Source organism: Kribbella sp. NPDC004138 (assembly GCF_053603655.1).
Window position 1 is genome coordinate 381,527 of sequence record NZ_JBSGFZ010000001.1, and the last position, 22,039, is coordinate 403,565.

22 protein-coding genes are annotated in these 22,039 nt (G+C 69.8%); 12 read left to right on the forward strand and 10 right to left on the reverse strand.

What is annotated here, in order from left to right; genetic code table 11:
• Window positions 1-12 precede the first annotated feature (12 nt).
• Entirely contained in the window at window positions 13-903 is an 891-nt protein-coding gene (sucD, locus tag ACWEOO_RS01805; protein ID WP_452141312.1) for a succinate--CoA ligase subunit alpha, read from the forward strand.
• A 47-nt stretch (window positions 904-950) separates the two neighbouring features.
• Here the strand turns inward: sucD and ACWEOO_RS01810 are convergent, their stop codons facing one another.
• Window positions 951-2,282: a hypothetical protein gene (locus tag ACWEOO_RS01810; RefSeq protein WP_452141313.1), complete on the reverse strand. Its 1,332-nt coding sequence runs from the start codon at window positions 2,280-2,282 to the stop codon at window positions 951-953.
• Between the two features lie 175 nt (window positions 2,283-2,457).
• Between ACWEOO_RS01810 and ACWEOO_RS01815 the strand changes: the two genes are divergently transcribed.
• The 4 genes from ACWEOO_RS01815 (at window position 2,458) to ACWEOO_RS01830 (ending at window position 6,384) form a co-directional block, all read left to right on the forward strand.
• Window positions 2,458-3,720 (forward strand): cell division protein PerM, encoded by a 1,263-nt coding sequence (locus tag ACWEOO_RS01815; protein ID WP_452141314.1) that lies wholly within the window; start codon window positions 2,458-2,460, stop codon window positions 3,718-3,720.
• Between the two features lie 64 nt (window positions 3,721-3,784).
• Window positions 3,785-4,372, forward strand: a complete 588-nt coding sequence (purN, locus tag ACWEOO_RS01820; protein WP_452141352.1) for a phosphoribosylglycinamide formyltransferase — start codon at window positions 3,785-3,787, stop codon at window positions 4,370-4,372.
• The gene (gene purH / locus ACWEOO_RS01825) at window positions 4,369-5,928 is read left to right on the forward strand and encodes a bifunctional phosphoribosylaminoimidazolecarboxamide formyltransferase/IMP cyclohydrolase (RefSeq protein ID WP_452141315.1); all 1,560 of its coding nucleotides are present in this window, start codon (window positions 4,369-4,371) and stop codon (window positions 5,926-5,928) included. The genes purN and purH overlap by 4 nt, the downstream gene beginning before the upstream one ends.
• Window positions 5,929-5,967: 39 nt before the next feature.
• A complete protein-coding gene (locus ACWEOO_RS01830) occupies window positions 5,968-6,384 on the forward strand; it encodes a hypothetical protein (protein ID WP_452141316.1) in 417 nt (138 codons plus the stop codon).
• Between the two features lie 181 nt (window positions 6,385-6,565).
• Here ACWEOO_RS01830 and ACWEOO_RS01835 read toward each other — a convergent pair whose 3' ends face one another.
• The 3 genes from ACWEOO_RS01835 to ACWEOO_RS01845 all read right to left on the reverse strand — a co-directional run bounded on the left by ACWEOO_RS01835 (window position 6,566) and on the right by ACWEOO_RS01845 (window position 8,212).
• Window positions 6,566-6,883, reverse strand: coding sequence for a helix-turn-helix domain-containing protein (locus ACWEOO_RS01835; protein WP_452141317.1), 318 nt, complete (start codon window positions 6,881-6,883; stop codon window positions 6,566-6,568).
• A 158-nt stretch (window positions 6,884-7,041) separates the two neighbouring features.
• A complete protein-coding gene (locus ACWEOO_RS01840; RefSeq protein ID WP_359938612.1) occupies window positions 7,042-7,311 on the reverse strand; it encodes a DUF3017 domain-containing protein in 270 nt (89 codons plus the stop codon).
• Window positions 7,312-7,354: 43 nt separating this feature from the next.
• Window positions 7,355-8,212: a bifunctional methylenetetrahydrofolate dehydrogenase/methenyltetrahydrofolate cyclohydrolase gene (locus tag ACWEOO_RS01845; RefSeq protein WP_452141318.1), complete on the reverse strand. Its 858-nt coding sequence runs from the start codon at window positions 8,210-8,212 to the stop codon at window positions 7,355-7,357.
• 277 nt (window positions 8,213-8,489) lie between these two features.
• Between ACWEOO_RS01845 and ACWEOO_RS01850 the strand changes: the two genes are divergently transcribed.
• Window positions 8,490-9,479 (forward strand): pirin family protein, encoded by a 990-nt coding sequence (locus ACWEOO_RS01850; RefSeq protein ID WP_452141319.1) that lies wholly within the window; start codon window positions 8,490-8,492, stop codon window positions 9,477-9,479.
• Here ACWEOO_RS01850 and ACWEOO_RS01855 read toward each other — a convergent pair.
• Window positions 9,476-9,787: a cupin domain-containing protein gene (locus ACWEOO_RS01855; protein ID WP_452141320.1), complete on the reverse strand. Its 312-nt coding sequence runs from the start codon at window positions 9,785-9,787 to the stop codon at window positions 9,476-9,478. The genes ACWEOO_RS01850 and ACWEOO_RS01855 overlap by 4 nt on opposite strands.
• A gap of 72 nt (window positions 9,788-9,859) precedes the next feature.
• Here ACWEOO_RS01855 and ACWEOO_RS01860 point away from each other — a divergent pair, with 72 nt between their 5' ends.
• Window positions 9,860-10,792, forward strand: coding sequence for a helix-turn-helix domain-containing protein (locus ACWEOO_RS01860; protein WP_452141321.1), 933 nt, complete (start codon window positions 9,860-9,862; stop codon window positions 10,790-10,792).
• On the opposite strand, the gene ACWEOO_RS01865 is transcribed toward ACWEOO_RS01860, so the two are convergent.
• Both ACWEOO_RS01865 and ACWEOO_RS01870 read right to left on the reverse strand, forming a co-directional pair.
• Window positions 10,777-11,421: a phosphotransferase gene (locus ACWEOO_RS01865; protein WP_452141322.1), complete on the reverse strand. Its 645-nt coding sequence runs from the start codon at window positions 11,419-11,421 to the stop codon at window positions 10,777-10,779. The two genes, ACWEOO_RS01860 and ACWEOO_RS01865, sit on opposite strands and share 16 nt — an antisense overlap.
• Window positions 11,422-12,684 carry a glycoside hydrolase family 18 protein gene (locus tag ACWEOO_RS01870; RefSeq protein WP_452141323.1) on the reverse strand — a complete coding sequence of 421 codons (1,263 nt, stop codon included), beginning with the start codon at window positions 12,682-12,684 and terminating at the stop codon, window positions 11,422-11,424.
• 86 nt (window positions 12,685-12,770) lie between these two features.
• On the opposite strand from ACWEOO_RS01870, the gene ACWEOO_RS01875 reads away from it, so the two are divergent.
• Together ACWEOO_RS01875 and ACWEOO_RS01880 are read left to right on the forward strand one after the other, a co-directional pair.
• On the forward strand, window positions 12,771-13,481 hold the full coding sequence (locus tag ACWEOO_RS01875) for a transporter substrate-binding domain-containing protein (RefSeq protein ID WP_452141324.1): 711 nt from the start codon (window positions 12,771-12,773) through the stop codon (window positions 13,479-13,481).
• 215 nt (window positions 13,482-13,696) lie between these two features.
• A complete protein-coding gene (locus ACWEOO_RS01880; RefSeq protein WP_452141325.1) occupies window positions 13,697-16,933 on the forward strand; it encodes a S8 family serine peptidase in 3,237 nt (1,078 codons plus the stop codon).
• 62 nt (window positions 16,934-16,995) lie between these two features.
• On the opposite strand, the gene ACWEOO_RS01885 is transcribed toward ACWEOO_RS01880, so the two are convergent.
• Window positions 16,996-17,988, reverse strand: coding sequence for a malate dehydrogenase (locus tag ACWEOO_RS01885; protein ID WP_355473860.1), 993 nt, complete (start codon window positions 17,986-17,988; stop codon window positions 16,996-16,998).
• Window positions 17,989-18,180: 192 nt separating this feature from the next.
• Here ACWEOO_RS01885 and ACWEOO_RS01890 point away from each other — a divergent pair, with 192 nt between their 5' ends.
• Both ACWEOO_RS01890 and ACWEOO_RS01895 read left to right on the forward strand, forming a co-directional pair.
• On the forward strand, window positions 18,181-19,308 hold the full coding sequence (locus tag ACWEOO_RS01890) for a glycerophosphodiester phosphodiesterase (RefSeq protein ID WP_452141326.1): 1,128 nt from the start codon (window positions 18,181-18,183) through the stop codon (window positions 19,306-19,308).
• 16 nt (window positions 19,309-19,324) lie between these two features.
• Window positions 19,325-20,131 (forward strand): spermidine synthase, encoded by an 807-nt coding sequence (locus tag ACWEOO_RS01895; RefSeq protein ID WP_452141327.1) that lies wholly within the window; start codon window positions 19,325-19,327, stop codon window positions 20,129-20,131.
• Here ACWEOO_RS01895 and ACWEOO_RS01900 read toward each other — a convergent pair.
• Window positions 20,094-20,636, reverse strand: a complete 543-nt coding sequence (locus ACWEOO_RS01900; RefSeq protein WP_452141328.1) for a helix-turn-helix domain-containing protein — start codon at window positions 20,634-20,636, stop codon at window positions 20,094-20,096. The genes ACWEOO_RS01895 and ACWEOO_RS01900 overlap by 38 nt on opposite strands.
• Window positions 20,637-20,693: 57 nt before the next feature.
• Between ACWEOO_RS01900 and ACWEOO_RS01905 the strand changes: the two genes are divergently transcribed.
• Window positions 20,694-21,554, forward strand: a complete 861-nt coding sequence (locus ACWEOO_RS01905) for an MOSC domain-containing protein (RefSeq protein WP_452141329.1) — start codon at window positions 20,694-20,696, stop codon at window positions 21,552-21,554.
• Here the strand turns inward: ACWEOO_RS01905 and ACWEOO_RS01910 are convergent.
• Complete coding sequence (locus ACWEOO_RS01910) at window positions 21,551-22,021, reverse strand: lamin tail domain-containing protein (protein WP_359938649.1); 471 nt, start codon at window positions 22,019-22,021, stop codon at window positions 21,551-21,553. The two genes, ACWEOO_RS01905 and ACWEOO_RS01910, sit on opposite strands and share 4 nt — an antisense overlap.
• Window positions 22,022-22,039 lie beyond the last annotated feature (18 nt).

The following is a 22,039-nucleotide window of genomic DNA, read 5'->3' on the forward strand; positions in this document are numbered from 1 at the left end:
GATCGCCGAACAATGTCTATCTTCCTGACCAAGGACAGCAAGGTCATCGTCCAGGGCATGACCGGCTCCGAGGGCACCAAGCACACCACCCGGATGCTCGCCTCGGGCACCAACATCGTCGGCGGCGTGAACCCGCGCAAGGCGGGCCAGAGCCAGGACTTCGACGGAAAGGCCGTTCCGGTGTTCGGCACGGTCGCCGACGCGGTCAAGGAGACCGGCGCGAACGTGTCGGTCATCTTCGTCCCGCCGAAGTTCACCAAGGACGCCGTACTGGAGGCCGTCGAGGCCGAGGTGCCGCTGGTCGTGGTGATCACCGAGGGCGTGCCGGTGCACGACACGGCCGCGTTCTTCGCCGCCGCGCAGGCGTCCGGCAAGACCCGGATCATCGGCCCGAACTGCCCCGGCATCATCACCCCGGGCGAGTCGAACGCCGGCATCATCCCGGCCAGCATCGCCGGCCAGGGCCGGATCGGCCTGGTCTCCAAGTCGGGCACGCTGACCTACCAGATGATGTACGAGCTGCAGGACTTCGGGTTCTCGACCGCGATCGGGATCGGCGGCGACCCGATCATCGGGACGACGCACATCGATGCGCTGCAGGCGTTCCAGGACGACCCGGACACCGACGCGATCGTGATGATCGGCGAGATCGGCGGTGACGCCGAGGAGCGGGCGGCCGCGTTCATCAAGGAGAACGTGACCAAGCCGGTCGTCGGGTACGTCGCCGGCTTCACCGCGCCGGAGGGCAAGACGATGGGCCACGCGGGCGCGATCGTGTCCGGCTCGTCCGGCACCGCGGCCGCGAAGCAGGAGGCCCTCGAGGCCGTCGGCGTGAAGGTCGGCAAGACGCCGTCCGAGACCGCCAACCTGATGCGCGAGATCATGCAGGAACTGAGCAAGTAGATCCAGGCTGCCGGAGCGGGACCTGCCCAGCCGGGCGGGTCCCGTTCCTACTTGTAGGCGGCGGCGCGGTCGACCGCGCGGATCAGCGTCTCGTTGAACGTCGCGTCGGTGAGGTCCAGGTTCTTCAGCACCGGGAACAGCAGGTAGACCGCCCGGTTCCCGGATCCGGCGATCCCGATCCGGTAGACGAACTTCTTCCCGTCGCCGGTGTCGTAGGTCGCCTTCCAGCTCTTGCCGCTGACGGTGCTGGTCTTGACCGTGCCGGTCGACTCGACCTTGGCGTTCGAGACATTCTTCTCGCAGGCGTCGACGTTCTTCTTGACCTGGCTGACGAAGGTCGAGGCACCGGCCGCGGTGGCGAACTTGGCGACCGTGTCGTCCATGCCGAACTCGGTCGGCACCTGCGCCTCCGGCGTCACATAGGTGACCGTGCCGTACTTCACCGGCTTGGTCTTCTTGAAGTCGATCTTCTCGCAGCCGGTGCCGGTGCCGGTGCTCGCGGTGGCGCTCACCCACGGCTTGTCGATCTCGTCCAGCAACGGCAGGTCGACCGACGCCATGAAGCCGGGGGTGTCGACGTTCGGCAGCAGGGCCGGTTTCGCCAGCGGTGCGCCGGTGCCGCAGCCGCCGGTCTGCGCGCAGATCTTCTTCGCCGCCGCGTTCGCGGTCGCCAGCACCGCGTCCGGCCGCGGCGGGGTGGCGGCGGTCGTGTCGTGCTCGACGACCATGGTCGCCTGCCCGGCCAGCGTGACCGCGACGGTCCGGTACTTCGTCTTCGATCCGGGCAGTTGCGCGAAGACCGCGATCACGCCCTGCTCGCCGACGCCGGACGTCACGTAGCCCGCCGACAACCGGGTCTGCGGTGTCGTGCATTGGCTGAGCCAGTGCACGACCGTCGAGTACGTCTTGGCCGCGGTGGCCTTGTCGTTCGACACGTCGACGTACTGGACCGCGGTGTCCTTGGTGGCCGAGTTCTGCAGGGTGCGGACCCAGGTGCGCAGGCCGGACGGGTCCGCGAAGCGCTGCAACTGGCACGCGAACGCGCTGTCCGGCGCCGAGTCTCCGTCCGCGGTCTTGGTGACCGCCCAGGTGCCGGTCGCGCCGAGAGTCTTCGCGCCCACGGCGTCCAGCAGCGCCTTGTCGTCGGTCAGGACGTCGGAATTGGTCGGCTTGTCGTCCGATGGGCCGCTGCCGACCTTCGGACCTGCTTTGTCGTCGCCGCCGAACGCGTTCAGCGCGGCGACACCGCCGCCGCCGACCAGCACCACGACCGCGACACCGGCGGCGATCGTCTGGTTCCGCTTGCGCGTCTGCTGGCGACGCGCTTCCCGGGCAGCGGCGCGACCGCCGCCGCGTGGTGCACGGTGGGAACCGGCCAAAGCTCGACCTCCTGACTGATTCCACCCGACAGTACCCGGTGAACCCCGGCGGGCCCCACTCCGCTACCACCAGGCGAACTCTCGTGGACCGAGCGTGAGCAAGCGGCCTGAAGTCTCCCACATCCGGCGTGTCAGGACGAGTGGTGTCCGCGGACGGGGAGACCATGGGAGTCAGATGACCGACATGCTGAGCCGCCCGGGCGCGCGGGACGGCGATACGAGCGCTGCGCAGACGTCGGAGATCGCCGCCCGGACCAAACCCTTGGTCGTGTCGGCCGTGATCTCCGCCGGGGCCTGCCTGCTGACCGGTCTGCTGACCTGCGCCGCGGTCGCCGTGATCGGCTGGCTGGGGGCGACGTTCGGCGGCGCGTCCGGCGCGGTCCGGGCCGGTGCGTCGGCCTGGCTGATCGCACACAAGGCCGGGGTGACGATCGGCACCGGCCGGATCAGCATCGCGCCGCTCGGCCTCACCCTGTTCTTCGCCTGGTGCCTGTATCGCGGCGGCAAGTCGGCGGCCCGCTCCAGTGCGGTCGACCGCACCAAGGACCTGATCGCGCTGGGCGGCGCGTTCGCGCTCGTGTACGGGCTGGGCGCGCTGGTGATCGCGTTGCTCACGGCGGAGGGCTCGCTGAAGGTGTCGCCCTGGTCCGCCTTCCTGGGCGCGTTCACGCTCGCGCTGGTGGCCGGGCTGGCGGGGATCGTGGTCGAGTCCGGAGCCGGCGAGGACATCGCGGACGCCACACCGGCCGGCCTGCGGGACGTCGTACCGGCCGCGACGGCCGCCGTACTGACCGTGATCGCGCTGGCGTCGTTGCTGTACGGCGTCCTGCTCGCGATCCACTTCTCCCGGATCACCGGGATGCTCGAACTCCTCGACGCCGGCGTGATCGGCTCGGTCGTGCTGTTCGCGATCTGCCTGATGCTGGTGCCGAACATGGTGCTGTACGTCGTCGCGTTCCTCGCCGGGCCCGGCTTCCAGCTGGGGGCCGGTACGACGATCGCCCCGACCGGCGTGGACGTGGGGAACCTACCCGCGCTCCCGTTGCTGGCCGCGGTCCCTGCCGACGGCGCGCCCCCGTCGTACCTGCTGGCGTTGACGGCCGTGGTGCCGCTGGTGGCCGGTGTGATGGCTGGGCTGGTCGTCGTACGGCGTGGGCTCGTGGAGCGGGAGGCGTACGCGCTGGGCTGGGACGCGTTCGCGTTGCGCGGCGCGATGGCGGCGCTGGTCGCGGGGGTCGTCCTGTTCGTACTGCTCGCGCTGTCGGGCGGGTCGGCGGGGCCCGGGCGGATGTCCGCGGTCGGGGTGCCGGCGGCGCTGCCGGCGGCCGGTGTGCTGGCCGCGGGGATGGCGATCGGGGCCGCGATCACGGCCGCGGTGGTCGCGTCCCGCCGTCCGCCCGGCCGACCGGATGACGAGGAGACCGACGCCGGGCGATAGGCTTCCGGCCGTGACTTCTGCTGTGGACCCCGGTCCGGCTGATCCTGCGCGAGCGCGCCTCGTCGTGCTCGTGTCGGGGTCGGGGTCGAACCTGCAGGCCTTGCTGGACGCCTCCGCCGACCCGGCGTACGGCGCTCGGGTCGTCGCTGTGGGCGCCGACCGGGACGGGATCGCCGGCCTGGACCGCGCCGCGGCCGCCGGGGTGCCGACCTTCGTCCACAAGGTGAAATCGTTCGCCGAGCGCGCGGACTGGGATCGCGCGCTGACCGAGTCGGTCGCGGTGTACGAGCCTGACCTCGTGGTCTCGGCCGGGTTCCTGAAGCTGGTCGGCGACGACTTCCTCGCGGCGTTCGGCGACCGGTACATCAACACCCACAACGCGCTGCTGCCGGCCTTCCCCGGGATCCACGGTCCCCGGGACGCGCTGGAGTACGGCGTGAAGGTCGCCGGGGCGACGCTGTTCTTCGTGGACGGCGGCGTCGACACCGGGCCGATCATCGCGCAGGTCGTCGTCCCCGTTCTCGACGACGACACCGAAGAATCCCTGACCGAGCGGATCAAGGAGGTCGAACGCCGCCAGCTGGTGGAGTGGGTCGGCCGACTGGTCCGCGAGGGCTGGACCATCACCGGACGAAAGGTTCGACTGAAGTGAGCACCGACCGCAGGCCGATCCGCCGGGCGCTGATCAGCGTCTATGACAAAACCGGCCTGGAGGAGCTCGCTGGGGCGCTGCACGCCGCCGGTGTGCAGCTGGTGTCGACCGGTTCCACCGCGGCCCGGATCGCGGCCGCCGGCGTACCGGTGACCAAGGTCGAGGAGCTGACCGGCTTCCCCGAGTGCCTGGACGGGCGGGTCAAGACGCTGCACCCGCTCGTGCACGCGGGGCTGCTCGCCGATCTGCGCAAGCCCGATCACGTCGAGCAGCTGAAGGAGATGCGGGTCGAGCCGTTCGACCTGCTGGTGAGCAACCTGTACCCGTTCAGCGAGACGGTCGCGTCCGGCGCCTCGGTCGACGAGTGCATCGAGCAAATCGACATCGGCGGTCCGTCGATGGTCCGCGGCGCGGCGAAGAACCACGCGAACGTGGCTGTCGTGACGTCCGCTTCGCAGTACTCGTCGTTGCTCGCCGCCTTGAGCGAGGGCGGTTTCTCGCTCGAGGAGCGGCAGCGGCTGGCGGCGGCGGCCTTCGTCCACACCGCGGAGTACGACATCGCGGTCGCGTCCTGGATGGGCAACGTGCTCACCGACTCCAGCGAGGGCTCCGGCTTCCCGGCCTGGGTCGGCGCCTCGTGGGACAAGTCCGCCGTGCTGCGGTACGGCGAGAACCCGCACCAGCCGGCCGCGCTGTACCTGAACGGGCGGGGCGGGCTGGCCGCGGCAGAGCAACTGCACGGCAAGGAGATGTCGTACAACAACTACGTCGACGCCGACGCGGCCCGTCGGACCGCCTACGACTTCAGCGAGCCGGCCGTCGCGATCATCAAGCACGCGAACCCGTGCGGCATCGCCGTCGGCAAGGACATCGCCGAGGCCCACCGGCGCGCGCACGAGTGCGACCCGGTGTCGGCGTACGGCGGCGTGATCGCGACGAACCGCCCGGTCACGGTGGACCTGGCCAAACAGGTCGCGGAGATCTTCACCGAGGTGCTCGTGGCGCCCGCCTTCGAGGACGGCGCCGCCGAGATCCTGCAGGCGAAGAAGAACATCCGGCTGCTCGTCGCGCCGGAGGTCTCCGCCGACGAGACGGTCGAGATGCGCGCGATCAGCGGCGGCCTGCTGCTGCAGCACCGCGACCGCTTCCAGGCCCCCGGTGACGACCCGTCGTCCTGGACGCTCGCCGCCGGCTCGCCTGCCTCGCCCGAGGTCCTGGCCGACCTGGCCTTCGCGTGGAAGGCCTGCCGCGCCGTCAAGTCCAACGCGATCCTCCTCGCCGCCGACGGCGCCTCGGTAGGCGTCGGCATGGGCCAGGTCAACCGCGTCGACTCCTGCCGCCTCGCCGTCTCCCGCGCCGGCGACCGCGCAACCGGCTCCGTCGCCGCCTCCGATGCCTTCTTCCCCTTCCCCGACGGCCTCGAGGTCCTCATCGAAGGCGGCGTCAAGGCCGTCGTCCAGCCCGGCGGCTCCATCCGCGACGAAGCCGCCATCGAAACCGCCACCAAGGCCGGCATCACCATGTACTTCACCGGCACCCGCCACTTCTTCCACTGACGCCCGACCCCCGGCCCCGCCGCGCAGTAGGTTGTGCGCATGCGGAGGCTGGGGGCTTTGGCGGTTGCAGTGCCCTGTCCGACCAAGCGGTTGCCGTCACGGTCCGAGTTGCCGAAGGTGGCGTACCAGCGGATCACCGTGACGCGTCTCCAGGCGCCGAACAGTGCCCTGCGCGCGCCTCGTCCGGGGTATGCGCAGGTGATCTTCGCGTGCTCGTACGAGGAGTGGAGCTGGCAGTACGAGTACGACGTGCTGACGAACTACAACCCGCCGGGCCGGCACTGGGCCGGCGACGACCGTGGCGATCAGTTGAACCCGCCGGCGAACAGTGACGTCGGCCGCGCGCAATGCGTACGCCAAGGGGTGCTCGGTGAAGTACATCGCGCCGCTCCTCGACGCTGTGCGGGTCAGTGTCTATGCGCCTTGGGCCTGGACGATCTGAAGCTGCGGCGGTAGGAGACCTGGCGGCCGGCGTCGCGGGCGTGTTGGTGAGCAGCATCAGGTCGCCGAACCCCGCGTTCCACGCGTCGACGTACATCCGGACGACCTCCGGCGCGTCTCCATCACGAGCAGAACGAATCGTCAGCATCCGTCAGATTGTTCAGATGACGACGACGCTCTGCACACGTTATTGGTTTCAACCGAGGACTAGGCGTTCGTCGCCGAAGTCGGCGATCACCTCGAGCTTCCCGCCGAGCGCTTCGACGTAGCGTCGGATGGTGCTCAGCTCGGAGCGAGCCAGCTCACCGCGCTCGATCTTGGACACCGCGGTCTGCGTGATGTGCAGCCTGTCGGCCAGGTCGGTCTGGGTGAGTCCGTGCTGCTGACGTACATCGGCGAGCCGGTGCGCCCGCACCTCCGCCAGCGCCTCGTCCTTGTAGGCCGCGAGCTCGGTTTCGTCCTGCGGGGTCTTGACGAACTCACCCCGCACCTCGTCGTGCGTTCTGTACTTCACCACTCCTCCTCCCTCCGAATCAGGAATCCTTGTTCTTCTCGAGATCGTCCAACCAACTGGTCCAACCACTTGTAGCAGTCGTCGGTATAGACGATCATGAAGCCCATCCGAACACGATAATACCTCTAGGTTCTAGAACCCAAAAGTACTATTCGGTCTCAGTTCGGGATGATCAGGCCCAGGACGGCGATGGCGGTGGCGGTGAGGATCAGGAAGCTGGTGTCGAACATGCGGCTGCGGATCTGCAGGAGGCCGGCCGCGGTGTCGGAGAGGGTGGCTCGGAGGACGGCGGCCAGGCCGACGGCGCCGGCGAAGACGAGTACGCCGTTGCGCCAGTCGTAGAACCAGAGCACGACCAGGCCGGTGAGGGCGACCAGGAGCGTCAACGCCAGCGGCCACTGGCTGCGGCGTTGGGCCTCGCCCGCCATCAGCACGCCGTACCCGTCTCGGCGCTCCGCCGTCCGCCGGCGGTCACTGCGCCAGGCTCGCTTCGGCGGCCTCGACGACGTTGGTGAGGAGCATCGCCCGCGTCATCGGGCCGATACCGCCGGGCATCGGCGCGATCCACGCGGCCTGCTCACGGGCGGCGTCCTCGATGTCACCGACGATCTTGCCCTCGGCGTTGCGGCTGGTGCCGACGTCGAGGAGGACGGCGCCGGGCTTCACCATGTCCGCCGTGATCAGCCCGGCCGAACCGGCGGCGGCGATCACGATGTCGCCGGTCCGGACGACGGAGGCGAGGTCCTTCGTGCCGGTGTGGCACTGGGTCACGGTCGCGTTCTCGCTGCGCCGGGTGAACAGCAGCCCCATCGGCCGGCCCGCGGTCACGCCGCGGCCGACGACGACCACGTGCGCGCCGGCGATCGGTACGTCGTACCGCCGGAGGATCTCCACACAGCCCTTCGGGGTGCACGGCAGCGGGCCGTCCTGGCCGAGGACGAGCTTGCCCAGGCTGACCGGGTGCAGGCCGTCGGCGTCCTTGGCGGGGTCGATCAGCCCGAGGATCGTGTTCGTGTCGACGTGCTTGGGGAGCGGGAGCTGGACGATGAAGCCGGTGCAGTCCGGGTTCTCGTTGAGCTCCTGGACCTTGGCGGCGATCTCGTCCTGGGTCGCGGTCGCCGGCAGCTCGACCTGAATCGAGGAGATCCCGACCGCCGCGCAGTCGCGGTGCTTGCCCGCCACATACGCCCGGCTGCCCGGGTCGTCGCCGACCAGGATCGTGCCGAGCCCGGGCACCAGGCCCTGCTCGGCGAGCTTCGCGACCCGGACCTTCAGCTCGTCCTTGATCGCCGCCGCCGTGGCCTTACCGTCCAGAATCTGCGCCGTCACGACTCCAGAGTCTGCCACGCGCGCGGGCCCGGGTCGCATCCGGCTCGGCCTCACTCGGGTGAGCGGACGTGCGCCACTCACCAAGCGCCCCGCGGGCGCGGGCGCGCAGCGTGAGGTTGGTCGGACGAAGGGGCTTTCGGGAGGTTGGTGAGTGATGGAGGTCCGCATCCAGCTCCGCGTGCCGGCCAGTTCCGCGGCGGCCCGGGAATGCGGGCGCTCTTGCTCCGGTTCGAGGAGATAGTTTATTCTTGAACTACCAATCAGCGAGGAGCACACCATGCCCGCCGTGACCGTCAGCGACATCACCGTCCTGCCCCGCATCAGCGAGCAGGACCCGGCCGTGGTGCGGGAGCGTGCCGTGAAGTCGGTGACGTCCGCGCCGAGCGGCTACGAAGGCGAGGGCTTCCCGGTGCGGCGCGCGTTCGCGGGCGTCGACCTGCGCGACCTGGACCCGTTCATCCACATGGACCAGATGGGTGAGGTCGAGTACGCGCCGGGTGAGCCGAAGGGCACCCCGTGGCACCCGCACCGCGGCTTCGAGACCGTCACGTACATGCTCGACGGCATCATGGAGCACCAGGACTCCACCGGCGGTGGCGGCGTGATCTCCAACGGCGACACGCAGTGGATGACCGCGGGCAGCGGCCTGCTGCACATCGAGACGCCGCCGGAACACCTCGTGGTGAGCGGTGGCCTGTTCCACGGCATCCAGCTCTGGGTGAACCTGCCCAAGGCGCTCAAGTGGGCCCCGCCGCGCTACCAGGACATCCGCGGCGGCGACTCCGCTCTGCTCTCCACGCCCGACGGCGGCTCGCTGATCCGCGTGATCGCCGGCACGGTCGACGGCCACAACGGCCCCGGTTCGACCCACACACCGATCACGCTCGTCCACGCGACGGTCAGCCCGGGCGCGGAAATGGTGCTGCCGTGGCAGCCGGACTACAACGCTCTCGTCTACGTCCTGGCCGGCCAGGGCACGGTCGGCGCCGACCGCCGCCCGATCCGCAAGGGGCAGCTGGCCGTCTTCGGTCCGGGCGACACCATCCGTACGGCGGCGAGTACGTCGCAGCCGCAGGCGGAGCCGAACCTCGACGTCCTGGTGATCGGCGGCCGCCCGATCCGCGAGCCGATCGCCATGGCCGGGCCGTTCGTGATGAACACCCGCGCCGAGGTCATCCAGGCCTTCGAGGACTTCCAGGCCGGCAAGCTCGGCACCATCCCCGCGGTCCACGGCGCCCCGACCGAGCTGCGCAGCACCGAGGACTAACCCTCGGGGTAGAACAAGAACAGAGTGCAGCCCTTCGTGGACTGCGGAACGTGCGACGATCCGGCCGGGGCGTGGAGGAACGAACCGGCCGGGTAGTCACGGGCGCCGTCGTTGAAGACGCCGTCGACGACGAACACTTCCTCGGGTCCGGGATCGTGGACGTCGATGCCTTCCCAGCGAGATCCCGGATCCATCTGCAGGACGAACGCTTTCGCGACCGCGCCGGCCCAGAGCGGGCGCAGCCTGATGCCCGGAAAGAGTTCGCGGACCGGTGCGTCGTCGACGGACGCCCATTCGTAGTTCTCCATGCGTCTGATCCAACAGGTATCCACAGCTTTGTCCCCAGTGTCTGGATAGTCCCTGTGCGGTACTTTTCTGCCATGCACCGTGTCGTCGCGCTGGTGACCGCGCCGCAGGCGAGTTTCGAGCTCGGGTGTGCGGCCGCGGTCTTCCGCGACGCGCCGTACCGGTTCGGCGTGTGCACCGAGGAGCCGGGCGCCGTCCGTACCACCGAGGGTTTCGACATGGTCGTCACCTCCGGGCTGCGCGCTCTCGACCGGGCCGACACGATCGTGGTGCCGGGGTGGTTGCCGATCAACCGCGAGCCGACCGCGGCCGTCGTCCGCGCGCTCACCCGGGCCCATCGACGCGGCGCTCGGCTCGTCAGCATCTGTTCGGGCGCATACCTCCTTGCGGCGACCGGGCTGCTCGACGGGCGCCGAGTGGCCACGCATTGGCGGTACGCCGAGGAACTGCAGCGCCGATTCCCCGCAGTGCAGGTCGATGCGGAGGTGCTGTACATCGACCACGGCGATGTGGCGACGAGCGGCGGGTCGGGGACCGGGATCGATCTGTGCCTGCACCTGGTGCGGAGCGATCAGGGCGCGGGGTTCGCGGCGCGGGTCGCAGGGCGGATGGTGATGCCGCCGCATCGCGAAGGTGGTCAGGCGCAGTACCGCTCCGCGAGCCCAGGAAACGCGGGAGGCTCAACTGACGGAGTGGGTGCTCTGCTGGCGTGGGCGGTGGAGCGGTTGGGGGAGCCGGTCACGGTCGACGACCTCGCGCGCCGTGGGAACGTGTCGGCGCGGACGTTGGCGCGCCGGTTCGAGCAGCAGGTGGGCATGGCTCCGGGGCAGTGGCTGTTGGCGCAGCGGATCGCCAGAACACGTGTTCTGCTGGAGGAAACGGACCTTTCCGTCGAGGCCATCGCCGTGCGGGTCGGCCTTTCGTCGGCGACCAATCTGCGCCGCAGGTTCCGCGCCGCGCTGCACACCACCCCGAGCGCGTACCGGCGGGTCTATCGGGGCAGGTAGTCGCCGGTGTCGTCGAGCGTGATGTAGTGCTCGATGCGCGGGTCGTCCGGGTCCCCGCCGTACAGCTCGACGAAGCGCCAGGCCGCGGGCAGGCCGCCGTACTGCGGGTTGAGGCCGCCGCGGAGGCTCTTGAACATCAGCGCGAGGTCCAGGTAGCGGTCGCCGACGCCGAGCCGGCTGAGGTCGAGGAGGCCGGCGAAGCGGAGCGTCGCCGGGTCGATGAAGACGTTCGGCGCCGCGTAGTCCCCGTGCGTCACCGCGGAGCCCGCACCAGGGAAGGGCGACGGGAACGGGCAGCCCGTCAGCTCGTCGAGGGCGCGAAGGCCCTCGGCCAGAGCGGCCAGGACCGCGGGACGGTCTGCCGCGGGCCAGTCCTGCGAGGCGTCCCGGCCGGCGAGCTCCGTGGTCAGGAGCCAGTTGTTGCCTCGGTCAACGACGCGCGGGCAGGGGAATCCCGTCGAGGCCAGCCAGGACAGCCGGTCCGCCTCGAGGTCCAGACCGGCTCCGGCCTTGTAGTACAGACGTTCCCGGCCGCGGCTGAGCTTGACCACGGTCGCGCCGGAACAACCGACGTGGACCGGTTCGGCCTGATGAGCGCCGAACCGGTCCTGGAGAGTCTGGAGATCCACTCAGCGAAGGTTACGGTGCAACGCCGAGATCAGCTCCCCGTTTTCGGTGTCGCCGTCGAGCGACCAGATCATCGCCCCGCCCAGGTCGCGGTGCGAGATGTACTGCGCCTTGCGCCGCATCTCGACCGGGTCGTCCCAGGTCCAGAACGTCGTACCGTCGAACAGCCAGGCGAACCCGGCGCGGTTGTCGCGGTAGACGGTGTAGTTCGCCAACTGTGCCTTGAGGTAGCGGTAGTCCTCGGTGCCGGCGTCGAACGTCGACGGCGCCGGACCGGTCGACGGCTGGAAGAGACCGTGGTTCTGGTTCGTCACGCCGGTCCAGCCGTGCGAGTAGAACGGCACACCCATCAACAGCTTGCTGCGCGGCGCGCCGCGGGACAGGTACGCGTCGATCGTCACCTGTGAGCTGAACTCCGGCGTCGTGGGATCCCCTGCGGGGCCGTCGATCGCGGACTGCTGGTTGGTGAGCGTCTCCCACGGTCCGTGGTAGTCGTAGCCCTGCGTCGTACCGAACGTCAGGTCCTTGAACAGCTTGCGGACCTCGAAGCCGCGGTCGATCATCGCCGGGTTCGCGGGCAGGAACGCGGTCAGGTCGTGCCGGCCGGGCAGCCGGTCGAGCTGCTTGCGGTACTCGTGCACCAGCGCGGTGAAGTTCTGCTTGTCCTCCGGCCGGATCACGTTGCCGGGGTTGCCTTCGCTGGCCGGCCACTCCCAGTCCAGGTCGATGCCGTCGAAGATCCCCTTCGCGGCGCCGGCCGGCAGACCGGGCAGGTTGCCTTTCAGCCAGAGGTCCAGGCAGGACGTCACGTGCGCGGCCCGCGAGGCCGGCGTGAGCGCCGCGTCGGAGAAGTGCGCCGAGCCGGTCCAGCCGCCGAGCGAGATGCTGATCCGGAGCTTCGGGTACTTCTGCTTGAGCTGCTTCAGCTGGTTGAGATTGCCGTTGAGCACCTGACCGGGCTCGTCGGCCTTGCCGTTCACACTCTGCTCGGCGGTGAACGGCCGCTGGTAGTCGGCCCACGGGTCGCTGCTGTAGCAGTTCCCCTGGGCGTCGACGAAGCCGAACGCGTAGTTGATCTGGGTCAGCCGGGCCGCGGACCCGTTCTTGACCAGATCGCTGACCAGGAAGTTCCGGGCGTAGCCACTCCAGTTGGTGTAGTAGCCCACCACTCGTTTGTCGCTGCTGTGTGCTTCGGCAGGCACGGCGACAGTCGTTGGAACGATCATCGCGGCCGCCACCAGCAGCCCCACACTCCGACGCCTCATAACACCCCCATCGGACGGTTCCTGCGGCACACAGTAGGACCACCACCCGACTTAGGCAATGACTCTGCGAAAACTAGAATGCCGGTATGACGACTGTTGCCGGCGATCTTGCGCCGTCCGGGGTTCTGCGGGCCTCGATCAATCTGGGGAATCCGGTACTGGCGCAGGGGGCCGCGGCGGCGCCTGGCGGCGTGACGGTCGACATCGCGCGCGAGCTGGCGCGGCGGCTCGAGCTGCCGTTGGAGCTGGTCTGTTTCGACGCGGCGCGGAAGTCGTTCGAGGCGATGACGACCGGCCGGGCGGATCTCTGCTTCCTCGCGATCGACCCGGCGCGCGCCACCGAGGTCGCGTTCACCGCGCCGTACGTCGTGATCGAGGGCGTCTACGCCGTACCGCGGGAGTCCGCGCTGACGACGGTCGCCGAGGTCGACGCGCCGGGTGTGCGGATCGGCGTGAAGCAGGGATCGGCGTACGACCTCTACCTGACCAGGACGTTGCGCGAGGCCACGGTCGTCCGCGGCGCGGAGGGCGTCGACGTCTTCCGGGCCGAGGGGCTGGAGGCGGCGGCCGGTATCCGTCAGCCGATCACCCGGTACGTCGCCGAGCACCCGGAGCTCCGCCTGATCGACGAGCGGTTCATGCAGATCCAGCAGGCCGTCGGCACCGCGAAGTCGAAGCGCCCGGAGACGGTTGCCTACCTCCACGACCTGATCGAGGACCTGAAGTCCTCGGGGTTCGTCGCCCGGTCCCTGGCGGCCTCCGGCCAGGCCGACGCCACCGTGGCTCCGGCGGCCTGACGTGGCGGTCCGGTCGGGCGACGACCAGCGGGTGCCGGCGATCCGGAAGCTCACCGTCCAGGTGTCCGGTGACGACGGCAAGACCTGGCACGACGCCGCGGCAACGTAACGGACGTGACCGTTATCAGTTCCTACCGATTGGGCTGATGCAACCCTGAAGGTCGGTTGCGGCGTCTAGCTGGTGCGCCGACAACTGACTTTTTTGGGGTGAGGCTGTGAGTTCGAGAAACATGCGCAGAGGAACGCCCGCGATCGCCGTCCTGGCGGTCGCGGGCTTTGCCGCCGGGGCCCTGACGCCGGCTCAGGCGGCGCCGACAGCACCCGTCGTTCCACCGGCCGGTGGCGGCAAGGACGTCAGCGTCACGCTGATCACCGGCGACCGGGTGCTGCTGCCCGGTGGCGACGTCGCCAAGCTGACCGTCGAGCCCGGCAAGGGCAGGGAGAACGTCGGCTTCGTCAAGCAACGGTTCCGGGACCACGCGTACGTGATCCCGGCCGACGTCAGCAAGGATGTCGGAAGCGGCCGGATCGACCGCCGGCTGTTCGATGTCGCCGGCTTGGTGAAGGACGGGTACGACGACGCGTCGACCAGCACGATCCCGGTGCTCACGACGTACAGCGGAAACGCGAAGCGCGCCGTACCCGCGGGTGCGAAGGTGCTGCGGCAGTTGCCGTCGATCAGCGGCGCGGCGATGAAGGTCAGCAAGAGCGGTGCGAAGAACTTCATCGGCTCGGCCGGGTTCAGCAAACTGTGGCTGGACGGGAAGCGGAAGGTGCTGCTGGACCAGTCGGTGCCACAGATCGGCGGGCCGGACGCGTGGCAGGCCGGGTACACCGGCAAGGGCGTGCCGGTGGCGGTCCTCGACACGGGCGTGGACGCGACACATCCCGATCTCGCGCCGCAGATCGCCGGCGCCAAGAACTTCACCACCGAGTCCGCCGACGACGTGGTCGGGCACGGAACGCATGTCGCGTCGACGATCGCCGGCACCGGCGCCGCGTCGGACGGACGGTACAAGGGCGTCGCGCCGGACGCGAAGATCTACGACGGCAAGATCTGCGAGGTCTACGGCTGCGAGGAGTCGGCGATCCTGGCCGGCATGGAGTGGGCCGCGACCGACGTCAAGGCGAAGATCGTCAACCTGAGCATCGGCGGTCCGGACACACCCGAGCTCGACCCGGTCGAGGAGGCCGTGAACCGGCTGACCGCGCAGACCGGCGTGTTGTTTGTCGTTGCCGCTGGCAACAGTGGCCCCGGTGACGGGACCATCGAGTCGCCGGGCAGCGCGGACGCGGCGCTGACGGTGGGCAACGTCACCAAGCAGGACGAGCTGAACCTGACGTCGAGCCGCGGCCCGCGGATCGGCGACAGTGCGCTGAAGCCGGACGTGACCGCGCCGGGCACCGACATCGTCGCGGCGAAGTCGAAGGACTCGTCGATCGGCGAACCGGTCGGCGACAAGTACCTGCGGCTGTCCGGTACGTCGATGGCGACGCCGCACACCGCCGGCGCGGCCGCGATCCTGCTGCAGGAACATCCGTCCTGGACGGCTGCCGAACTGAAGGCCGCGCTGATGGGATCAGCGAAGGTCGCGGCGGATCAGACCGCGTTCCAGCAGGGCGCCGGGCGGATCAACCTGACCACGGCGATCAAGCAGAACGTGGTCGCCGAGCCGGGCAGCGTGTCGTTCGGCCTCGCGGCGTACCCGCACGACGACGACCAGCCGGTCACCCGCGAGGTGACGTTCCGGAACCTCGGCGACGCCCCGGTCACGCTCGCGCTGTCCTCGGTGCTGACCGGTCCGGGCGGCGTGGCGGCCCCGGCCGGTGCGCTCGAGCTCAGTGCCGACTCGGTCACCGTCCCGGCCGGCGGTACGGCGTCCGTACAGGCGACATCGGACACCACGCTCGGCGGCGCGGACGGGCTGTACAGCGGCCGGATCACGGCCACGGGCGGCGGCCAGACCGTCGTCGTACCGGTCGGGGTCAACAAGGAAGGGCCGTCGTACAACCTGACCGTCAAGGTGATCGCGCGCAACGGAAACCCGGAGCCGAACTACCCGGTGACGTTGCTGGGCGTGGACAACGAGCAGATCAAGCACCTGGCGCCGGACGAGACCGGTTCGGTGACCGTGCGGCTGCCGCAGGGCGAGTACCTGCTCAACACGTTCCAGGAGTTCGAGCGCGGGACCGACGACTGGATCTTCTTCACGCTGGTCGCGCCGAGCGTGCAGCTGACCGCGGACCGGACCGTCGTGCTGGACGCGCGGAAGGCGGAGCCGATCACCACCTCGGTGCCGGATGCCACCGCGAAGCAGGCGAACTCGGGCATCGGGTTCGACCGGACACTCAAGGGCGGGGAGTACATCTACGATGCGGGCGGCTTCAGGTCCGGCGAGATGTTCACCTACAACGCCGGGCCGAAACTGCCGGCGGACCAGCTGATCGGCCATGTGACGTCGCAGTGGGGCATCCCCGGCGAGGACGGATTCTACACGAACACGCCGTACCTGTACGGGATCGCGAACTACTTCCCCGGCGACTTCCCGACCGGTTTCGACCGGAAGGTGAAGCAGTCCGACCTGGCGACCGTCGACGCGACGGTCAACTCCGCGGACGGCAAGCGGCTGTTCAAGATGCTGTTCCCGACCGGGCCGAACGGCGACAGCGGCTGGGCCCGCGTCATCCGCCTCGATCCCGCGCGGACCATCCGGTACTACGTCGACGAGACGCCGTACGGCTTCGGCGGCGCGACCGAGGAGGACAGCGACGGCTCGGACTTCCCGTTCGGCAAGTGGTCGCTGGAAGGCAAGTCGATGCCGTACAAGGCCGGGCGGTACTACCGGGAGCGGTGGAACGCGGCCGCGTTCGTACCGTCGGTGTACGCCGCGACGCGGTCGGCGGGACAGCTCGGCATCTCCTTGTACTCGCTCACCGACGCGGACGGGCACACCGGCCAGATCGAGTTGACGGGCAGCACGAAGCTCTACCGGGACGGGACCGAGATCGGGTCCACGAACCGGTTCGGCTACGTCAGCGTCGCGAACCAGCCGACCGGTAAGGCGTCGTACAAGCTGGTCACGACCGGCACGCAGCAGCTCTGGCCGTTGTCGACGCGGATGGACCTGGAGGCGACGTTCACGTCGTCCGCGGACCAGCAGAACCTTCCGGTCCACACGGTCGGCTTCCGGCCGGACGTGGACGGAAACAACACGATGGCCCGCACCCCGGTCACGACGCTGCCGTTCGAGGTCAAGGGCGGCGCGGTCGCGAAGGTGAAGATCGAGTACTCCGGTGACGCCGGAGCCACCTGGCGGCAGGCGCCGCTCGTGGGCGGGAAGGCGGTCTTCCCGACACCGGCCGGCAAGACCGTCTCGTTGCGCGCGACGGCGACGGACGCGGCCGGGAACAGTACGACCCAGACCGTGGTCGCCGCCTACAGCCTGCGGTGAGAACGGCAGTAGGCCCCCGGTTGCCTCACCGGGGGCCTGCTGTGCTGTTCCGAGGACGAGGGTCAGCCGATCAGGCCGAGCTCCTTGACCGCGTCGCGCTCCTCGCCGAGCTCGGCGACCGACGCGTCGATCTTGCCGCGGGAGAACTCGTTGATGTCCAGGCCCTGGACGATCTCCCAGTTGCCGTCCTTGGTGGTCACCGGGAACGACGAGATCAGGCCTTCCGGCACGTCGTACGAACCGTCGGAGACGACCGCCATCGACAGCCAGTCGCCGTCGGCCGAACCCTTCAGCCAGTCGCGGGTGTGGTCGATGGTGGCGGCCGCGGCGGAGGCCGCCGAGGACGCGCCGCGGGCCTCGATGATCGCGGCGCCGCGCTTCTGCACGGTCGGCAGGAAGTCGTTCTCCACCCAGGCCTGGTCGTTGACGACCTCGGCCGCGTTCTTGCCGGCCACCTCGGCGTGGAAGATGTCCGGGTACTGCGTCGCGGAGTGGTTGCCCCAGATCGTGAGCTTCTTCAGGTCGGTGACGTGCGTGCCGGTCTTCTTCGCCAGCTGCGCCAGCGCCCGGTTGTGGTCCAGCCGGGTCAGCGCGGAGAACCGCTCGGCGGGGATGTCCGGCGCGTTGCTCTTCGCGATCAGCGCGTTGGTGTTCGCCGGGTTGCCGGTGACGGTGATCCGGACGTCGTCCGCGGCGTGCTCGTTGAGCGCCTTGCCCTGGACGGTGAAGATCGCGCCGTTGGCCTCCAGCAGGTCACCGCGCTCCATACCCTTGGTCCGCGGCCGCGCACCCACCAGCAGCGCGACGTTGACACCGTCGAAGACGACGTTCGGGTCGTCGCCGATCTCGATCCCGGCGAGCGTCGGGAAGGCCGAGTCCTCGAGCTCCATGACGACACCCTCGAGCGCCTTCAGCGCCGGGGTGATCTCCAGCAGCCGCAGCTCCACCGGCGTGTCCGGCCCGAGCAGCGCCCCGCTCGCGATCCGGAACAGCAGGCTGTAACCGATATTCCCCGCGGCCCCGGTAACGGCCACCTTCACCGGTGTAGTGCTCACGACTCGCTCCTAGCTCATCCGATTGTGTGCTTCGGACGCTAGCAAGCCGACTGTCGCAGCCCAACGCTGGGGGACCGCCTTTTACCTCACATCTCGATGGATCGTTCACCGAGCGGCCATCCGGCGTACCTCGCTCCGCCGACGCCGTACCCGAGGGTGACTCCCAGTCCCCTGACTCGTAAGGAGAACGTCATGAAGCTGCCTCGCCGGCTCGTCCCGGTCGCCGTCTCGGCGCTCGCGGCCGCCACGGCCCTCGTCGTACCGCAGGCCGGCCCGTCCGCCGGTCCCGCCGAACCCGCGGCGGTCCAGGCGAGCAAGCACGACGACTTCGTCATCGTCGGGCACCGCGGCGCGTCCGGGTACCGGCCCGAGCACACGCTGGCGTCGTACGAACTGGCCGCGCGGATGGGTGCCGACTTCATCGAGCCGGACCTGGTGACCACCAAGGACCGCGTGCTGGTCGCCCGGCACGAGCCGGAGATCGGCGGTACGACGGATGTCGCCGCCCACCCCGAGTTCGCGGGCCGGAAGAAGACCAAGCAGCTCGACGGGGTCGCGGTCACCGGCTGGTTCACCGAGGACTTCACGCTGGCCGAGCTGAAGACGCTGCGCGCGGTCGAGCGGATCCCGGCGGTCCGGCAGCACAACACCGTGTTCAACGGGCACTACCAGATCCCGACCTTCCAGGAAGTGATCGACCTCAGCAAGCGGCTCTCCAAGGAACTCGGTCGCCCGATCGGCATCTACCCCGAGACCAAGCACCCGACGTACTTCCGGCAGCAGGGCCTCGCGCTCGAGCCTGGTTTGGTGCGCACCCTCGACCGCAACGGCCTGAACAGGAAGGACGCCAAGGTGTTCGTGCAGTCCTTCGAGGTCTCCAACCTGAAGGCGCTGCACAAGGAGCTCCGGGTTCCGCTGGTGCAGCTGACCAGCTCGAGCGGCGCGCCGTACGACTTCGTGGTCTCCGGTGACAAGCGCACGTACGCCGACGTCGTCAGCGCCCAGGGGCTGCGCGAGGTCGCGACGTACGCGGAGGGTGTCGGGCCGAGCAAGGACCAGGTGATCCCGCTCGACGCGACCGGCAAGCTCGGCAAGCCGACCGCCCTGGTCGCGAACGCGCACCAGGCCGGCCTGGTCGTGCACCCGTACACGTTCCGGGTCGAGAACACCTTCCTGCCGGCTGAGTTCGACAGCTCCGCGGTGCCGTCGGACTCGGGCAACCTGTTCGGCGAGATCGCGGCGTACCGCAAGGCCGGCATCGACGGCCTGTTCACCGACAACACCGACATCGCGGTGGCCGAGGAGGCCGAGGCCCGCTAGCTGGAATGATGGCCCGGTGGAACGCAAGGTCGGCTCCGGGCTAGCCAGTGTCGAGGTGCAGCACGACGGGACGTTCGTGCTGCGGGTCGACGGGTCGCCGCAGTCGCAGGTGGATCTCGCGGCCCCGGGCAACCTGGCGTTCGAGTACATGCGCCGGATCGGTGACGTCGTGGACGCGGTCGCGCCGCGGCGTCAGCCGGTCGCGGTGCTGCACGTCGGCGGCGCCGCGCTGAGCCTGCCGCGGTACGTCGCCGTGACCCGCCCGCGGTCCCGGCAGGTCGTGCTCGAACCCGACGAGGACCTGACCGACTTCGTCCGCGAGGCGCTGCCGCTGCCGAAGCGTTCCGGGATCAAGGTCCGCCCGGTCAGTGGCCGTGCGGGGATCACCGAGGTGTACGACGACTCGATGGACCTGGTGATCCTGGACGCCTTCGAGCACGAGGCCGTCCCGGCGAACCTGGTGACGGCGGAGTTCTTCGCCGAGTGCGCGCGGGTGCTGCGGCCGACCGGCGTCCTGGTCGCGAACCTGATCGACGGCAAGGCCGGCCTGCCGTTCGTCCGCCGGACGGCGGCGACCGTTCAGGCGGCGATCGGGGCGGGTGTGGTGCTCGCGGAGCGGAAGATCCTGCGCGGCAAGGGATTCGGGAACGTGATCATGGTCGCGTCGCGCCAACCTGTACCCGACCTGACCGACGCCGGCCGCCGGGCGCAACCGCCGTACGACGTGATGCCGCTCGGCGAGCGCGCCGGCAAGGCGGCCCCGCTCACCGACGCGGAGGGTTACCTCACGCCGCGCGCACCGGCCTCGGTGTTCCGGGGCTGACGCGGCCCCGCGCTTGCCCGGCGTCGGCGCTGAGCCGAGCCGCCGTGCGGGCGACTGCCGCACGCTCCTCGGGCGTGGCGCCGACCGAGCGGACCAGGTGGTCCAGCCGGTCCCGCCCGGCCAGCCGGGTGCCTTGAAGCCACGCCTGGATCGTCGCCCGCGGGATCCCTGTCTGCTGTTCCAGCGCCCGCAACGAGCGCGGCCGTGTGAGGGCCGCGACCGCGGCACCCAGGTCCTCGAGGGTCGCCGCGTTCTCCAGCAAGGCGACGATGTCGCGCGGGTCGCGGCTCGCCTGCTCCCAGCGCCGGCGCCAGACGGGCATCAGGTCCGCCGGGACGCCGCAACCCCGCAGATAGGCCGCTGTCACGTCCCACGTCGGCAGTTGCTTGCCGCTGGTCGCGCGGATCAGCTGTGGATGTGAGTAATGCGCGCGCTCGGCCAGCCGGCGGTAACTCAGGCCCGCGTGCCGGCGTACCTGTTGCAGGGCAGCTGCGAAGTCCTCCACGTGTTCAAACATAACTCAACACGTTTCAACAGAGCAAGGCCAGTTAGGCTTGAGCCTGTGTCTGTCGTGAAGGTTGCTGCCCTGGCCTACTACCCGGTGAAGGGGCTCGCCGGGATCTCCGTCGAGACCGCTGAGGTCGGACCGACCGGATTGCTGAACGACCGGTTGTTCATGCTCGTCCAGCCCGACGGGACGTTCCTCAGCCAGCGCAAGCTGCCGGCCATGGCGACGCTGCACGCCGAGGTGGCCGGTGACGCGCTCCGGCTGTCGGCGCCGGGCGCGCCGGATCTCGAGATCGGGATCCGGTACGACGGGAAGCGGCGCGACGTCAGCCTGTTCGAGAAGTGGTTCGGCCTCGGCGTGGTCCAGGACCCGGCCGCGGACGAGTGGTTCACCGAGCGGCTCGGCACCCCGGCGGCGCTGGTCCGGGTGACGCCCGAGCACGAGCGGCCGGGCTGGGGCGCGCACCGCGGGCTGACCGGCTTCGGCGACGCGCATGCGCTGATGATCACGTCGCAGTCGTCACTCGACGGGCTGAACGCCCGCATTCTCGAGCGCGGCGGCGACGCGATCCCGATGAACCGTTTCCGGCCGAACCTGGTGGTCTCCGGCTGGGACGAACCGCACACCGAGGACCAGGTGCTCCGGATGACCGCCGGGGAGGTCGGGATCGGGTACTCCGCGCGCGGAATCCGCTGCGCCGTACCGACCGTGGACCAGGTGACCGGCGCCAAGTCCGGGCCGGAACCGACCCGGACGCTGGCGACGTACCGCCGCGAGCCCGCGTACGGCGGCGGGGTGAGCTTCGGCGTCAAGGCCGCAGTGCTTGCCCCGGGCAACATCCGGGTCGGCGACGAGATCGTCGTCCAGGAGTGGATCCCGGAGGGCGCCGATCCCGCGCCCGCGACGCGCGGCTAGCAGGCGACCCGGTAGCGGCCGGTGACGGCCTTGTAGGTGCAGGTGTCGAAGGTCTTGCCGGCCGGCGTCTGGAAGCGGGCGGTGTCGCCGGTGTTGTTCCAGATGTACCAGCTCTGGTTCCAGTACAGCGTGAGCGCGCGGTTGCGGTTCTTGCCGGTGCGGACGATCACGGTCGACTGCCCCGGCAGGACGTAGCCGCGCGGGAACACGAACAGGTGGTTGGCGGCGTCCAGCACGCGGAAGCCGGACAGGTTGATCGGCCGCGAGCTGATGTTGCGCACGGTGAAGAACTCGTTGTTCAGCTGGGCGTTCGTCCGGACGTCGGCGCCCGGCGGGTCGTACTGGATGCCGCTCAGGACCACGGTGATCGCCGCGTCGGCCTGCAGTGGTGCCAGCGCCGCCGAACCGGCCAGCACCACGGCGGCCGTGGCGGCGGAAAAGAGCGTGCGGAAGCGTCGTACGAACAAGGAATTCCCCCTTGGCAG

Coding starts and splice junctions, on each gene's coding strand:
- sucD (WP_452141312.1), top strand. CDS start 13: ATGTCTATCTTCCTGACCAAGGACAGCAAGGTCATCGTCCAGGGCATG.
- ACWEOO_RS01815 (WP_452141314.1), top strand. CDS start 2,458: ATGACCGACATGCTGAGCCGCCCGGGCGCGCGGGACGGCGATACGAGC.
- ACWEOO_RS01830 (WP_452141316.1), top strand. CDS start 5,968: ATGCGGAGGCTGGGGGCTTTGGCGGTTGCAGTGCCCTGTCCGACCAAG.
- ACWEOO_RS01840 (WP_359938612.1), bottom strand. CDS start 7,311: ATGGCGGGCGAGGCCCAACGCCGCAGCCAGTGGCCGCTGGCGTTGACG.
- ACWEOO_RS01850 (WP_452141319.1), top strand. CDS start 8,490: ATGCCCGCCGTGACCGTCAGCGACATCACCGTCCTGCCCCGCATCAGC.
- ACWEOO_RS01855 (WP_452141320.1), bottom strand. CDS start 9,787: ATGGAGAACTACGAATGGGCGTCCGTCGACGACGCACCGGTCCGCGAA.
- ACWEOO_RS01860 (WP_452141321.1), top strand. CDS start 9,860: ATGCACCGTGTCGTCGCGCTGGTGACCGCGCCGCAGGCGAGTTTCGAG.
- ACWEOO_RS01870 (WP_452141323.1), bottom strand. CDS start 12,684: ATGAGGCGTCGGAGTGTGGGGCTGCTGGTGGCGGCCGCGATGATCGTT.
- ACWEOO_RS01875 (WP_452141324.1), top strand. CDS start 12,771: ATGACGACTGTTGCCGGCGATCTTGCGCCGTCCGGGGTTCTGCGGGCC.
- ACWEOO_RS01890 (WP_452141326.1), top strand. CDS start 18,181: ATGAAGCTGCCTCGCCGGCTCGTCCCGGTCGCCGTCTCGGCGCTCGCG.